Here is a 13,499-nt window from a genome sequence, read left to right on the forward strand (position 1 = left end):
CCTCAGCCGACCGCGGGACGCAGGCTCACCGAGCCCGCCGACACCCGCACGTCGACGCGGTGGGGTGAGGTCGCGTCCTCCGTCAGCCCGTTCGTGAAGTTCCCGGCATCCCGTCGCGTGTCGACGGCGTAGCTTCCGCGCGGCAGCGTGAGGTCCACGGCGCCGGCCTCGGCATCGACGGTGACGGATGCCGGCGGGGTGCCGGTGAGCGAGCCCGTCACACGCCCCGCGCTGAGGGAGACCGTGGCTGCCGTCACGCCGTCGAGCTCGATCGAGGCCCGGCCGGCCGAGACGTTCGTGTCGAGCGTCGTCGCCGAGCCGACCGCGTCGAGCGAGCCCGCGTCGACGCGCAGGGCGAGCGCCCCGAAATCACCCTCGACGCGCAGCTGGCCCGCGTCGACCCGCAGCTCGGCGTCGACGCCGGCGAGCTCGGCGGGCAGGACGAGGGTCGCCCGCGAGATGTCGCCCCATGTGTTCCAGCCGTTCCACCAGTCGCGTTCCGAATCGACGACGAGGATGTCGCCGTCGCGGGCCAGCTGCCACGCGTCCGCGCCCCGCACGCCGGTGACCGTCAGCGTCGCCTCGTCGACGTCGCCGAATGAGATCTCGACGTCCGCGGCGGAGGTGTCCACCGCGAGTGCGGTCACCCCGCCGGTCTCCGCCGTCGCCGTGGAGGTCTCGACGGAGCCGCTCGAGACGGTGGAGAGGACGCCGGTGCCCATCGCGCCGAGGATGAGGGCTCCGCCGGCGACCGCCGTGAGGATCGCGATCGCGCGCGCGCCGGAGGCGGGAGCGGGCTGCTGTCCGCCGGGCCGCGGCGGCTCAGCCGGCGGGGTGGGCGGTGTCGTCGGCGGGGTGAGTGTCGTGCTCATCGCACTGCTCCGTTCTGCGGCTGCGAGCCGCCGTGTTCGAGGTGGACGAGCGCGGCGAGCACACGGCGGTTGCCGTGCTCGTCCTGCTCGAGGCCGAGCTTTTGGAAGAGCGAGGTGATGTACTTCTCCACGCTCGCTTCGCTGAGGAACATCGCTGCGGCGATCGCCTGGTTGCTGCGGCCCTCCGCGATGAGCGCGAGCACGGTGCGCTCGCGCTCGGTCAGCCGGCTGAGGCGCTCGTCGCGGGAACGCCGCGTCAGCAGCTGCGCGACGACCTCGGGGTCGAGGACGGTCGCGCCCTCGCCGATGCGCTCGACGGTGGCGACGAACTCGGCGACGTCGGCGACCCGGTCCTTCAGCAGGTATCCAAGCGCCGCCCCGTGCGAGGTGATGAGCTCGCTGGCATAGCGCTCCTCGACGTACTGGCTGAGCACGAGGATCGGCAGCTCGGGGTTCTCGGCGCGCAAGGCGAGCGCGGCGCGGATGCCCTCGTCGGTGAAGGTGGGGGGCAGTCGCACGTCGAGGATGCACAGGTCGGGACGACTGTCGGCGACGATCGCGCCCAGTCCGTCGGCGTGGGCGACCGCGGCGACGATGTCGTGGCCGGAGTCGGCCAGCAGACGAACGAGGCCCTCGCGCAGCAGCGCCGAGTCTTCGCAGATCAGGATGCGCACGGGACGCTCACCTCCAGCGACGTCGGGCCGCCGGCGGGGCTGTCGAGGCGTGTCGTGCCCCCCGCAGCGGTGATGCGGTTGATGATGCCGTCGAGTCCGCCGCCGGCGATGACGCGAGCCCCGCCGACGCCGTTGTCCTCGACGCGCGCCCACAGGGTGTGGTCATCGCGGTGGCGGACCACGACACGGCAGTCGGCGGCGCGCGAGTGTTTGGCCGCGTTGGTCAGCGACTCGGCGATCGCGAAGTAGACCGCGGCCTCGGTCGTGCGGCTGCAGCGTTCGTCGACGCGGACGTCGAGACTCACCGGCACGTGCGACCGGGCGGCGAGGGCCGACAGTGCGGCATCCAGCCCCCGGTCGTCCAGCACCGAGGCATGGATGCCGCGGGCGAGCTGGCGCAGCTCGGTGATCGCGGCCTTCGTCGAGGTGTGCGCCTCGGCGAGCAGCTGCTTGGCGGCATCCGGGTCGTCGTCGATCTTCTGCTGCGCGAGCCCCAGCGTCATGCCCACCGAGACCAGGCGCGGCTGGACGCCGTCGTGCAGGTCGCGCTCGATGCGGGTGCGCTCGACCTCGCTGGCGCGGACGGCTCCCTCGCGCTGGACACCGGCGGTGCGCGCGGCTTCGGCCAGCTGCGCCTCGCGGGACGGGACGAGCACGGCCCGCACGAGGATGCCGTGCAGCAGGGCGATGCCCACGAGGAGGGCGGCCGAGATGACCGCGGTCAGGGCGCCGACGAGCACCGTCGCCTCGACGGGCACGCGCACCCACGTGTTCGCGATCGTCACGGGGCCGTTGGCGTAGAGCGGGGCGAACAGCAGCGCGATGCCCGCGGCGAGGAACGAGAAGAGCGTGAGGGCGATGAGGCCGAGCACGGTAGAGATCGCCGCGTGGGCGACGCCGCGCCACATCCGGCCGTCGACGAACTGCAGCCAGACGGTGCGCAGCCAGCCGCCGAAGCCCGGTCGGCCGCTGCTACGCAGGGGCAGCGCCGGCAGACCGAGGTCGTAGAGACCGTCGACGCGGGCGTACTCGAGCCATCCCAGCAGCCAGAGGCCGTAGACGAAACCGACCAGCAGCGGCAGGCCGATGCCGAGCACGGGTACGAGCCCGATGCCGGTCGTCATGAGGGTCAGCAGCACGGTGAACGCCGCGATGCCGGCGAACCCGACGGCGACGAGTTGGGCCAAAGCGGCGAGCGGGCGCAGCACGCGCACGCCGCGTGATGGCGGGGCTGGAGTATCGACAGCGGTGGTCATGCCTCCACGCTAGGACCGACGCCGGTCGGCCACAGGCGAGCGGGCCGGAGACTCGCATTCGGGTTAACCCCCGGCCGGACGAGGAGGTGGCGTCGAGCGGCGTCGGCGAGGATGGGACGATGACCTCCCCCGACATCCGCCTGATCGCCGTCGACATGGACGGAACGCTCCTCGACGCGTCGGGACGCATCCCCGACGGGCTCTGGCGCCTGCTACCGCGGCTGCGGGAACGGGGTATCGCCTTCGCGCCGGCGAGCGGCCGTCAGCTCGCGACCCTGCAGCAACAGTTCGCCTCGGCTCCCGGGGAGCTCGACTACATCGCCGAGAACGGCGCGTACGTGATGCGGGACGGCGTCGAGGTCAGTTCGGATGCCGTCGCCCCCGAGTTCGCGGCGACCGTCATCGACCGGGTGCGCCGCCTCGACCGCCTCGACCTCGGCCTCGTCGTGTGCGGCAAGCGCTCGGCGTACATCGAGCGCGCCGACGACGCCTTCCACGCCGAGGCCGACAAGTACTACGCGAAGCTGGAGATCGTCGAGGATCTGACCGTCGTCGACGATCAGATCCTCAAGCTCGCGATCTTCGACTTCGCGATCGCCGAGCACTCCGTCGCCCCCGAGATGCTGGACCTGCGGCGAACGCACCAGGTCGTGGTCTCGGGGCAGCACTGGGTCGACATCATGAACAGCGGCGTGAACAAGGGGCGCGCCCTCGGGCGGTTGCAGGAGGCGATGGGCATCGGACCCGAGCAGACCATGGCCTTCGGCGACTACCTCAACGACCTCGAGCTGCTGCAGCAGGCCCACTGGTCGTATGCGATGGCCGAGGCGCACCCCGACGTCGCCGCGGTCGCGCGCTACCGGGCGCCCTCGCACACCGAGGCCGGTGTGCTGACGGTGATCGAGGAGTTCCTCGCCCGCTGAAAGCGGGCGCAACCCCTCTCCGACCCCGACCCGACGGGCGTAGCGTGTGCGCATGGTCACGATTCCCACGGTCACGCTCAACGACGGCACCGACTTCCCCGAGCTCGGGCTCGGCACCTACAACCTCCGCGGTCCCGAGGGCGTCGACGCGATGGTCGCGGCCGTCGAGTCCGGCTACCGGCTGCTCGACTCGGCGGTCAACTACGAGAACGAGACCGAGGTCGGCGAGGCGGTGCGGCGCAGCGGCATCCGGGACCAGCTGATCATCACCACGAAGGTGCCCGGCCGCGATCACGGGTTCGATGAGACGATCCGCAGCGCCGAGGGGTCGCTGGCGCGGTTGGGCGTCGAGCGTATCGACCTGTACCTCATCCACTGGCCGAATCCCGCGCACGGCAAGTACGTCGACACCTACCGGGCCATGCTCGCGCTGCGCGACGAGGGCCAGGTCGGGTCGGTGGGCGTCTCGAACTTCACCGAGCCGATGCTCGCGCGCCTGATCGACGAGACCGGGGTCGCTCCGGCCGTGAACCAGGTCGAGATGCACCCCTACTTCCCCCAGGCCGGCCTGCGGGCCTTCCACGCCGCGAACGGCATCCGCACCGAGAGCTGGAGCCCGCTCGCCCGACGCAGCGAGCTGTTGGCCGAGCCCGTGATCGCCGACATCGCCGCGGCCCACGGGGCGACCGGCACGCAGGTGGTGCTGCGTTGGCACACGATGCTGTCGTCGACGCCGATCCCCAAGTCCGCCGATCCCGTCCGCCAGCGCCGGAACGCCGACGTGTTCGACATCCTGCTCACCGGTGACGAGATCGCCGCCATCTCGGCGCTCGAGCGCGGCCGCCTGTGGGACGGCGACCCCGACACGCACGAGGAGATGTGATCCGAGCGGAAGATAGCGTGGAGGCATGACGACGACGCCGTTCGCCTCCCTCGACGACTACTTCGCTCTTCCCCGCATCGACGCGGACGTGACCTCGCCCGACGGGTCGCGCGTCGTGCTCACGGTCGCGACCCTCACGAAGGACCGCACCGCGTACGAGCGTTCGCTGTGGGTCGTCCCCGCGGACGGCACCGGGACGCCGCGGCGCCTCACCCGCTCGACCACGGGGGAATCGGGAGCGGTGTTCACCTCGAGCGGCGATCTGCTGTTCGTCTCGGGCCGCCCCGACAACGACGCCGCCGACGACACCCCGGCGCAACTGTGGCTGCTGCCCGCAACCGGTGGCGAGGCCCGGCCGGTGACGCGCCTGGCCGGGGGAGTGGCGGCGGTCACGACCGCGCCGGACTCCGACCGCATCGTCGTCGCGTCGTCGCTGCTGCCCGAGGCCACGACGATCGAGGCCGATGCCCGGCTGCGCGCGGAGCGGAAGAAGCGGAAGGTCAGCGCGATCATCCACGACACCTACCCCGTGCGGTACTGGGACCACGATCTCGGCCCGCACGAGCCGGTGCTGCTCTCGCTCGACCTGCACGAGCTCGCCGAGTCACCCGCGGTCGTCGCGACCGCAGACGAGGCGGTCGCGACGGGGGAGCCGGATGCCGCCGACGAGCCGTACCCGGCCGGTCTGCCGCGTCCCCGCATCCTGGTGCGCGGGCGGGCGGCATCCGCGTCGGGCATGGCGCTCGTTCCCGACGGCGCGACGCTCGTCGTCGCGCTGCGCGAGCCGCAGGGCCGTGATGCCCGCTTCCGTCTCGTCGCCGTCGATACCGGCACGGGCGAGCAGCGCATCGTGCGCGACGAGGTCGACGTCGACCTCGAGATGCCCGTCGTCAGCCACGACGGCGCCCGCATCGCCTACGTCCGCACCGAGAAGTCGACCCCCGCCGGCCCGGCCGACCAGGAGCTGTGGGTCAGCGCCCTCGACGGCTCCGACGCGCGACGCCTCGCCGACGGCTGGGACCGCTGGCCCAGCAGCATCCGTTTCGCCGAGGACGACGCCGCGCTCATCGTGACGGCCGACCACGACGGACGCGGGCCGGTGTTCCGCGTGCCGGTGGACGGGGGAGCGGTCGAGCAGCTCACGAGCGACGACTTCGCGTACACGCACGTCGAGACGATCTCCGGGTCGAGCGATCTGACCGCGCTGCGCTCGAACTGGATGACGCCGCCGCATCCGGTGCGCGTCTCCGCGTCGAATGTGACGCCCCTCGCGAGCCCCGCGCCGCTGCCGCCCACCGCGGCTGACATGGTCGAGGTCGAGACCACCGCCGGCGACGGCGCACGGGTGCGCGGCTGGCTGGTGCTGCCCGACGGAGCGGATGCCGCCACCCCCGCCCCGCTGCTGCTGTGGGTGCACGGCGGACCCGTGAACAGCTGGAACGCGTGGAGTTGGCGGTGGAGCCCGCAGCTCGCCGCCGCCCGCGGCTACGCCGTGCTGCTGCCCGATCCCGCCCTGTCGACCGGGTACGGCCTCGACTTCATCGCGCGGGGCTGGAACGCCTGGGGCGGCGCGCCCTACACCGACCTCATGGCGCTCACGGACGCCGTCGTCGCGCGCGACGACATCGACGAGAGCCGCACAGCGGCGATGGGCGGATCGTTCGGCGGTTACATGGCGAACTGGATCGCCGGGCACACCGACCGTTTCGACGCGATCGTGACCCACGCCAGCCTCTGGGCGTTCGACCAGTTCAGCGGCACGACCGACTTCGCGCCGTACTGGCAGAGCATCTTCACGCCCGAGGGGGCGGCCGAGAACTCGCCGCATCGCTTCGTCCGCGACATCCGCACGCCGATGCTGGTCATCCACGGCGACCGCGACTACCGGGTGCCGATCGGCGAGGGCCTGCGCCTGTGGGCCGACCTCAACGAGCACCACGCGGCGGCCGACGGCACCAGCCCCCACCGGTTCCTGTACTACCCCGACGAGAACCACTGGATCCTCTCGCCGCAGAACGCGCGTGTCTGGTACGAGACGGTGTTCGCCTTCCTCGAGCAGAACCTGCCGGCGGGCTCCTAGCTGTTCGCTCACCTGACGGAAGCAGCCCCTTTCCCGCGTGGGAGGGGCTGTTCCTGTCGGGGGGAGCCGTGTTGCGGGGCTGCCGGCATCGAGCAGGGGGTTGCGGACGGGTCGCCTAGGAAGGTTAGGCTTACCTATGTCGGGTGCTGTCGCACCGGCATCCGCTCGATCCGCACCGCACCAGGAGATGCATCACCGTGACCCATTCGTTCGCCCGCACCCGTCGACCCGCCCTCGTCTCGATCGCCCTCGTCGCCGCCCTCGGGCTGGCCGGATGCGCGTCGAACGCGAGCCCCGCCGCGGAGCAGACCACCCCGGCACCCACGACGGTCACGGTGACCGACAACCACGGCGAGATCGAGGTGCCGGTCGCACCCGAGCGCGTCGTCGCCCTCGACAACACCACCTTCCAGACGCTGAGCGACTGGGACATCGACCTCGTGGCCGCGCCCAAGCCGCTGATGTACGACCTCTGGCCCAATCTCTCGGGCGGCGAGGACGTGCTCGACGTCGGCCTGCACCGCGAGCCCGACCTCGAGGCCGTCATCGCGGCTCAGCCCGACCTCATCGTCGGCGGGTACCGGTTCCGCGACATCTACGACGACCTGACGGCCATCCAGCCCGCGACCATCGAGACGAGCCCGCGCGACGGCGAGGAGCAGATCGCCGAGCTCAAGCGGCAGGTCGAGATCCTGGGGCAGGTCTTCGACCGCGAAGAGGATGCTGCCGCGCTGGCCGACGCGCTCGACCAGGCCGTCGCCGACGCGAAGGGCGCGTACAACGGCACCGACACCGTCGTGGGCCTCATCACCTCGGGCGGCAAGATCGCCTTCGCGGCGCCCGGCGAGGGTCGAGGCGTGGGGGCTGTGTTCCCCACGCTCGGCCTGGTGCCCGGCATCGACCGCGGCGCGGAGAACGCGTCGCATGGCGACGACATCAGCGTCGAGGCCATCGCCGCCGCCAACCCCGAGTGGCTCATCGTGCTCGACCGTGACGCGATGTTCGGCGAAGACGGTTACGTCGCGGCGAAGGAGCTGGTCGAGGGCTCCGAGGCGCTGAAGAACGTCCCCGCCGTGCAGAAGGGCCAGGTCGTGTACCTCGACCCGAGCTTCTACCTCGACGAGGGCATCCAGGCCTACACCCAGCTGTACAGCGACATCGCGACGGCATTCGCCGCCGCCGAGTGATCACCCGCGGTGCCCCGGCTGATGCGGCCGGGGCACCGCGTCACGTCATGACGACTCTCACCGCTCCTCCTCGCCCGAGACAGCGCCTCGCGCTTCCGGCGGCAACGCTCGGCGTCGCCGCTCTCGTCGTGTGCTCGCTCTTCGTCGGCGTCTACGACCTGCGCGCCGGCGACCTCGGCGCCGAGATGCTCTGGATCACCCGCGTTCCCCGCACCGTCGCCCTCGCGCTGGCGGGATGCGCAATGGCCGTCTCCGGCCTGGTGATGCAGCTGCTCACCCAGAACCGGTTCGTCGAGCCCACCACCACCGGCACGACCGAGTGGGCCGCGCTGGGGCTGCTCGTCGCGGTGCTGCTGATGCCCGAGTCGCCGCTCATCGTACGGATGACGTTCGCGAGTGTCGCCGCGTTCGCGGGCACGCTGGTGTTCCTCGCGATCCTCCGCCGCATCCGACTGCGCTCGTCGCTGATCGTGCCGCTCATCGGCATCATGCTCGGCGCCGTCGTGTCCTCGTTCACGACCTACCTGGCGGTCAGCACGAACGCGCTCCAGATGCTCGGCACCTGGTTCCTGGGCAGCTTCACCTCGGTCGTGCGCGGCCGCTACGAGGTGCTGTGGATCGTGGGAATCGTCGTCGTCCTCGTCGCCCTCTTCGCCGACCGTCTCACCGCCGCGAGCCTCGGGCAGGACGTCGCCACGACCCTCGGCGTCGACTACGACCGCGTGCTGCTGCTCGGCACCGCGCTGGTGGCCGTCGCGACGGGCGTCACCACGGTCGTCGTGGGCTTCCTGCCGTTCCTCGGCCTCATCGTCCCGAACCTCGTCTCGATGTGGCGCGGTGACAACCTGCGCGCCAACCTGCCGTGGGTATGCCTCGGGGGCGTGGCGATCATCGTCGTGTGCGACATCGTCGGTCGCGTCATCCGGATGCCGTTCGAGGTTCCCGTCTCGATGATCCTGGGCGTGCTCGGAGCCGCCGTGTTCATCGCCCTCCTCCTCCGGCAGCGTGCCCATGGCTGACGTCGTCGCCGCGGCGCCGGCATCGACGGCGGTCGCCACGCGCGCCCCGCGGGTCTGGCTGCGGTTCGTCGTCCTCGCGGTCGTGGTGGCGGCGGCCGCGCTGATGCTGCTCACCTGGAACATCCCGCTCGATCCGGCGCAGCGGGGGTACTGGCTCGCGGTCGAATTGCGCCTGACGAGCGTCGCGACCGTGGCGATCGTCGCATGCTGCCAGGCCGTGGCGACCGTGCTGTTCCACACGGCGACCGGCAACCGCATCCTCACCCCGTCGATCATGGGTTTCGACGCCCTCTACGTCGTGATGCAGACGGCCCTGGTGTTCTTCTTCGGGGGAGCGGCGCTGTCGGCGACCGACGGTCTGGCGAAGGTCGCCCTGCAGAGCGCCCTGATGGTCGGCTTCGCGACGCTGCTGTACGGCTGGCTCTTCGCCGGCAGACGCGGAAATCTGCACATCATGCTGCTGATCGGCATCGTGCTCGGGGTGGGGTTCGGCTCGCTCGCGAGCGTCATGCAGCGTCTGCTGACGCCGAGCGACTTCGATCTGCTCTCGGCGCGACTGTTCGGCAATCTGAGCAACTCGAACCCCGAGTACCTACCGTGGGCGGCGGGGATCGTCGCCGTCGTGCTCGCGATCGTCTGGCAGCGGCGACGCCGGCTCGATGTGCTGACGCTCGGACGCGGGACGGCGACAAACCTCGGACTCGCGTACAAGCGCGAGGTCACGGTGCTGCTCGTCCTCGTCGCGGTGCTCATCTCGGTCTCGACCACCCTCGTCGGACCGCTCACGTTCCTCGGCTTCATCGTCGCGACCCTGGCCTATCAGCTCGCGGGGTCGTCGCGCCATGCGGTCATCCTGCCGTTCGCGGGGCTGCTGGGCATGGCGACCCTGCTCGTCGGCTCCTTCGTGATGCGGCACGTGTTCTACGCGGCCGGCATGCTCACGGTGATCATCGAGTTCGCGGGCGGCCTGTTCTTCATCGTCTACCTGCTGCGAAAGGGCTCGCTGTGATCACGCTCACCGACGTCACCAAGACCTACGGCGGACTGCGCGTACTCGGACCCGTCGACCTGCACATCCCCGCGGGCGGCGTCACGGCGCTCGTCGGCCCGAACGGCGCGGGCAAGTCGACGCTGCTGACGATCGTCGGGCGCTTGACGGAGCCGACCACGGGAACCGTCACCGTGGGCGGGCTCGATGTCGCCCGCACCCCGAGCCGCGACCTCGCGCGGGTCGTGTCGATCCTGCGGCAGGAGAATCACTTCGTCACCCGGCTCACGGTGCGCGACCTCGTCGGCTTCGGCCGGTTCCCGCATTCGGGCGGGCGCCTCACCGACCTCGACCGGCGACACGTCGACGAGGCGCTGCGCTTCCTCGACCTCGAGGACCTCTCGCACCGCTACCTCGATCAGCTCTCGGGCGGTCAGCGTCAGCGCGCCTACGTCGCGATGGTCCTCGCGCAGGACACCGAGTGCATCCTGCTCGACGAGCCGCTGAACAACCTCGACATGAAGCACGCCGTGGCGATGATGCGTCAGCTGCGGAGGGCGGCGGACGAGCTGGGCAAGACCGTCGTCGTGGTCATCCACGACATCAACTTCGCCGCTGCCTACGCCGACCGCATCGTCGCGCTGACGGGCGGCACCGTCGCGTGCGCGGGCACACCGGCCGAGATCATGCGGTCGGACGTGCTCGAGCCGGTGTTCGAGACGCCCATCGAGATCCGCGATGGGGGCGCCTATCCGCTCGCGGTGTACTTCCGATGACCGCCGAGACCTTCAGGGAAGCCGCGGGGTCAGAGCCGGGCGCCGTCGTCGTCGCGGTCGTAGACGCCGTCGTTGCGGCCGCGCCGTGACTCGTAGGCGATGAGCCATCCGACCGAGATCGCGGCGGCGAGGACCAGCCCGAGCCAGACGTTGTCCATCACGAGGCCGAAGAGGATGCCGAGCGCGAACACCAGCGCCGCGCCCAGCGCCCAGTAGGTGTGTCCTCGCTGCCAGCCGCGTGTCGCCATGCGAGCCAGCCTAAGCGGAACAGCCGTCGGGGTCAGCCTCGATCATCGGTCGCGATGATCCTCGGGATGCAGCCGCGGACCGCGGCGGGGCTCGAAGACCCCGCCGGCGTAGATGAGACGGATGACGCGTTGCCGGTGTCCGCGCCAGGGTTCGAGCAGCTCGAGCATTCCGTCGTCGTCGACCCGTCGCCCGGTCAGGGCGTAGCCGACGGTGTGGCACAGGTGGTAATCGCCGACGCTGACCGCGTCGGGGTCGCCGAACGCCCGGATGCGGGTCTCGGCCGACGTCCATGGGCCGATCCCGGGCAGCGAGGTCAGGATGCGCTCCCGATCGTCACCGTCCGCAGCGGCCGCGACGGCTCGCTCGATCGAAGCGCGCCGCCGGGCCGAAGCGACGACGGTACGCGACTGGGGCGGCTCGAGCCCCGCGCGGTGCCAGGCCCAGCTCGGGATCAGGTGCCACTCGGCCGGAGGCGCGAACATCGGCCGCGGCGTCGGCCCCGGAGCGCGCTCGCCGTACCACGCGACGATCGCACGCCACGCGCCGAAGGCCTGCAGGCCGGTGACCTTCTGCTCGAAGATGGCGCTCGCCAGATCGTCGAACACGAGGTCCGTCGCGCCCAGACGCAGCCCGGGGTTGCGGTCGTGGATGTCGGCGATCAGAGGATGCCGCGACCCGTCGAAATCCGCGGGCTCGTCGTCGGCGCCGCAGAGGCGGGGGAGTTGATCCAGTGCCCATGAGCCGCCGGGACCCCAAGCGGCCGCACGGACCCGGGAGCGTCCGATGCGCAGCGCGAGGGTCGCGATTCCCTGGGGAGTGCGGCTCACGCGCCACAGTACGTCGCCCACGATCGTCATCGTCGGATCATGGGCGCCGTGCTGCTGATCGCGCACCGCGCGCAGTGCATCGATCGGCACGGCGGGACGGTACTCCGTCTCGAGTGGGCGCTCCATGGTCGGACGGGGGTCGCGCGGCTCGGGTGCGCGACGGCGCGGCATCCGTCCCGTCGTGACCGCGCTCATGCCGACACCCTACGTCGGAACCTCCGACATCCGGCGGGCGCGGGCGTCAGAAGCGGTCGGGCGACGGCGTGCCGTGTCCGTAGCGGATGACGACGTCGGCGTGGCGGTCGAAGCGGTAGCCGACACCGCGCACCGTGCGGACGATGTCTTCGTAGCGGCCGAGCTTGGCCCGCAGCCGGCGGACGTGGACGTCGATCGTGCGCTCGCCGGGGGCCTCTTCGTCGCCGCCGTTGTTCCACAGCGAGTCGACGAGCTCGGAACGCTCGATCGTGCGGCCCTCGCGCAGCACGAGGTACTGCAGCAGCTCGAACTCCTTGAAGGTGAACGCTGCGGACTCGCCGTCGATGAAGACGCGCTTGCGCGAGATGTCGACCGTGACGCCGCCGGGGACGTGGTCGTCGGCGGGCTCGTCCTGCTTGGTGCGCGCGACGGCGCTGGGCTCGTGGAGCGCCAGACGCACGACGTCGACGTCGCGTCCGCCGGCCCCGGTCGGCGCGAGCGCGACGGTCGCGTAGGTCTCGGCGTGCGGTGCGAGCTCGCCGAGCGTGCGACGCAGCGCCTCGACGAGCGTCGACAGCGACACACCGTCGACGGCGGCCTTGGCCTCGTCGATGCCGACGTACAGGGCGAAACCGCGCGGGGCGGTGGATCCGGCGGGTGCGACGGCCGGTGCGGCGGGGGCTGCCGGAGCGGTGTCGACGGCGCGGAGGTGACGAGCGGGGGCGACGGAGGTCAGGAGAGCGGTGTTCGACATGAGAGGTTCGTCCTCGGAACGTGAACCCGGGCCTGCGGCCGGTGAGCGGGTTCGGATGTGCGTTGCGTGCGGCCCAGCGGGGGCCGGTGATCGAGCATCCGGATGCGGCGTTGTGGGCCGTTGCGCCGGAGCTCGGGGATCCGCGGCCGCGTTCAGAAGCGGCGGAGGATCAGGCGGGGTACACCTGTCAGCGGCACATTCGGCAACACATGACAGCACGCTGCGACATCATCATGATGTCAGCGGTTCCGTTCGCCTCCCGGGCGGACAGAGTGCGTGCAAAGTCAGTCATGGGGTCGATTATGACGATGCGTGTCCGCGTGTGTCAAACACACCGGCGGTCGACGTTCTTCGATGACGAAAAGTGACAGAACGCGCGCCTGCGTGATCGCTCCGAGATCGACGGCCCGCACGCCTCGCGGGTGAGCGCCGGGCGTAGCGTGGGCTCATGAGCGATCTGACCTTCACCCATGAGAAGGATGCCTCCCGCTACGCGTTGCACCGGGGTGACGACCTCGTCAGCGTGCTCGATTATCGCGACGACGGGCGCACCGTGGCACTGACGCGCGCGTACACGATCCCCACGTTCCGCGGCCACGGTTACGCCGGCGAGGTCGTCGCGCGGGCGGTCGCCGAGCTCGAGGCCGCGGGGGACCGGACGGTCAGCCCGGTCTGCTGGTACGTGGCGGACTGGTTCGCGGCGAACCCCGATCGTGCCGGCATCCTGCAACGCCGGGAGTCGTGACCGGGCCGGATGACACATCGTCTCGTGCGCGTCAAGACGGTGCGACCCGGCGGACGGCGGCCCGAGACTGG

The 13,499-nt window shown here is 71.2% G+C and carries 14 protein-coding genes; 8 read left to right on the plus strand and 6 right to left on the minus strand.

Annotated elements, in window-relative coordinates; translation table 11 throughout:
• Window positions 1–2: 2 nt before the first annotated feature.
• The 3 genes from PUW82_RS05405 to PUW82_RS05415 are packed head-to-tail and all read right to left on the minus strand — an operon-like array spanning window position 3 to window position 2,802.
• Window positions 3–872, minus strand: a complete 870-nt coding sequence (locus PUW82_RS05405) for a hypothetical protein (RefSeq protein WP_274221268.1) — start codon at window positions 870–872, stop codon at window positions 3–5.
• The gene (locus tag PUW82_RS05410; RefSeq protein WP_274221269.1) at window positions 869–1,546 is read right to left on the minus strand and encodes a response regulator; all 678 of its coding nucleotides are present in this window, start codon (window positions 1,544–1,546) and stop codon (window positions 869–871) included. The genes PUW82_RS05405 and PUW82_RS05410 overlap by 4 nt, the downstream gene beginning before the upstream one ends.
• On the minus strand, window positions 1,534–2,802 hold the full coding sequence (locus PUW82_RS05415; protein WP_274221270.1) for a sensor histidine kinase: 1,269 nt from the start codon (window positions 2,800–2,802) through the stop codon (window positions 1,534–1,536). Before PUW82_RS05415 ends, PUW82_RS05410 begins: the two co-directional genes overlap by 13 nt.
• 119 nt (window positions 2,803–2,921) lie before the next feature.
• On the opposite strand from PUW82_RS05415, the gene PUW82_RS05420 reads away from it, so the two are divergent.
• From PUW82_RS05420 to PUW82_RS05450, 7 genes are all read left to right on the plus strand, one after another.
• Entirely contained in the window at window positions 2,922–3,725 is an 804-nt protein-coding gene (locus PUW82_RS05420; RefSeq protein WP_274221271.1) for a Cof-type HAD-IIB family hydrolase, read from the plus strand.
• A gap of 52 nt (window positions 3,726–3,777) precedes the next feature.
• Window positions 3,778–4,608, plus strand: coding sequence for an aldo/keto reductase (locus PUW82_RS05425; protein ID WP_274221272.1), 831 nt, complete (start codon window positions 3,778–3,780; stop codon window positions 4,606–4,608).
• A gap of 25 nt (window positions 4,609–4,633) precedes the next feature.
• The gene (locus PUW82_RS05430; RefSeq protein WP_274221273.1) at window positions 4,634–6,688 is read left to right on the plus strand and encodes a S9 family peptidase; all 2,055 of its coding nucleotides are present in this window, start codon (window positions 4,634–4,636) and stop codon (window positions 6,686–6,688) included.
• 197 nt (window positions 6,689–6,885) lie between these two features.
• Window positions 6,886–7,875: a siderophore ABC transporter substrate-binding protein gene (locus tag PUW82_RS05435; protein ID WP_274221274.1), complete on the plus strand. Its 990-nt coding sequence runs from the start codon at window positions 6,886–6,888 to the stop codon at window positions 7,873–7,875.
• Between the two features lie 47 nt (window positions 7,876–7,922).
• Window positions 7,923–8,894: an ABC transporter permease gene (locus tag PUW82_RS05440; protein WP_274221275.1), complete on the plus strand. Its 972-nt coding sequence runs from the start codon at window positions 7,923–7,925 to the stop codon at window positions 8,892–8,894.
• Window positions 8,887–9,903 carry an iron chelate uptake ABC transporter family permease subunit gene (locus PUW82_RS05445; RefSeq protein WP_274221276.1) on the plus strand — a complete coding sequence of 339 codons (1,017 nt, stop codon included), beginning with the start codon at window positions 8,887–8,889 and terminating at the stop codon, window positions 9,901–9,903. The genes PUW82_RS05440 and PUW82_RS05445 overlap by 8 nt, the downstream gene beginning before the upstream one ends.
• Window positions 9,900–10,658 (plus strand): iron ABC transporter ATP-binding protein, encoded by a 759-nt coding sequence (locus tag PUW82_RS05450; RefSeq protein WP_274221277.1) that lies wholly within the window; start codon window positions 9,900–9,902, stop codon window positions 10,656–10,658. The genes PUW82_RS05445 and PUW82_RS05450 overlap by 4 nt, the downstream gene beginning before the upstream one ends.
• Before the next feature lie 29 nt (window positions 10,659–10,687).
• On the opposite strand, the gene PUW82_RS05455 is transcribed toward PUW82_RS05450, so the two are convergent.
• Genes PUW82_RS05455 through PUW82_RS05465 form a run of 3 tightly spaced genes read right to left on the minus strand, consistent with a single transcriptional unit; the run spans window position 10,688 to window position 12,683 of the window.
• Entirely contained in the window at window positions 10,688–10,906 is a 219-nt protein-coding gene (locus tag PUW82_RS05455; protein ID WP_274221278.1) for a hypothetical protein, read from the minus strand.
• 42 nt (window positions 10,907–10,948) lie between these two features.
• Window positions 10,949–11,929, minus strand: a complete 981-nt coding sequence (locus tag PUW82_RS05460; protein WP_420792722.1) for a DNA-3-methyladenine glycosylase family protein — start codon at window positions 11,927–11,929, stop codon at window positions 10,949–10,951.
• A 46-nt stretch (window positions 11,930–11,975) separates the two neighbouring features.
• Entirely contained in the window at window positions 11,976–12,683 is a 708-nt protein-coding gene (locus tag PUW82_RS05465; RefSeq protein WP_274221279.1) for a winged helix-turn-helix domain-containing protein, read from the minus strand.
• A 448-nt stretch (window positions 12,684–13,131) separates the two neighbouring features.
• Here PUW82_RS05465 and PUW82_RS05470 point away from each other — a divergent pair, with 448 nt between their 5' ends.
• Complete coding sequence (locus PUW82_RS05470) at window positions 13,132–13,428, plus strand: GNAT family N-acetyltransferase (protein ID WP_274221280.1); 297 nt, start codon at window positions 13,132–13,134, stop codon at window positions 13,426–13,428.
• Window positions 13,429–13,499 lie beyond the last annotated feature (71 nt).

Origin of the sequence: Microbacterium thalli (assembly GCF_028737325.1) — a bacterium.
In the GTDB taxonomy this organism is placed as follows: domain Bacteria; phylum Actinomycetota; class Actinomycetes; order Actinomycetales; family Microbacteriaceae; genus Microbacterium; species Microbacterium thalli.

Coding starts and splice junctions, on each gene's coding strand:
- PUW82_RS05405 (WP_274221268.1), bottom strand. CDS start 872: ATGAGCACGACACTCACCCCGCCGACGACACCGCCCACCCCGCCGGCT.
- PUW82_RS05415 (WP_274221270.1), bottom strand. CDS start 2,802: ATGACCACCGCTGTCGATACTCCAGCCCCGCCATCACGCGGCGTGCGC.
- PUW82_RS05420 (WP_274221271.1), top strand. CDS start 2,922: ATGACCTCCCCCGACATCCGCCTGATCGCCGTCGACATGGACGGAACG.
- PUW82_RS05425 (WP_274221272.1), top strand. CDS start 3,778: ATGGTCACGATTCCCACGGTCACGCTCAACGACGGCACCGACTTCCCC.
- PUW82_RS05430 (WP_274221273.1), top strand. CDS start 4,634: ATGACGACGACGCCGTTCGCCTCCCTCGACGACTACTTCGCTCTTCCC.
- PUW82_RS05440 (WP_274221275.1), top strand. CDS start 7,923: ATGACGACTCTCACCGCTCCTCCTCGCCCGAGACAGCGCCTCGCGCTT.
- PUW82_RS05445 (WP_274221276.1), top strand. CDS start 8,887: ATGGCTGACGTCGTCGCCGCGGCGCCGGCATCGACGGCGGTCGCCACG.
- PUW82_RS05455 (WP_274221278.1), bottom strand. CDS start 10,906: ATGGCGACACGCGGCTGGCAGCGAGGACACACCTACTGGGCGCTGGGC.
- PUW82_RS05460 (WP_420792722.1), bottom strand. CDS start 11,929: ATGAGCGCGGTCACGACGGGACGGATGCCGCGCCGTCGCGCACCCGAG.
- PUW82_RS05465 (WP_274221279.1), bottom strand. CDS start 12,683: ATGTCGAACACCGCTCTCCTGACCTCCGTCGCCCCCGCTCGTCACCTC.
- PUW82_RS05470 (WP_274221280.1), top strand. CDS start 13,132: ATGAGCGATCTGACCTTCACCCATGAGAAGGATGCCTCCCGCTACGCG.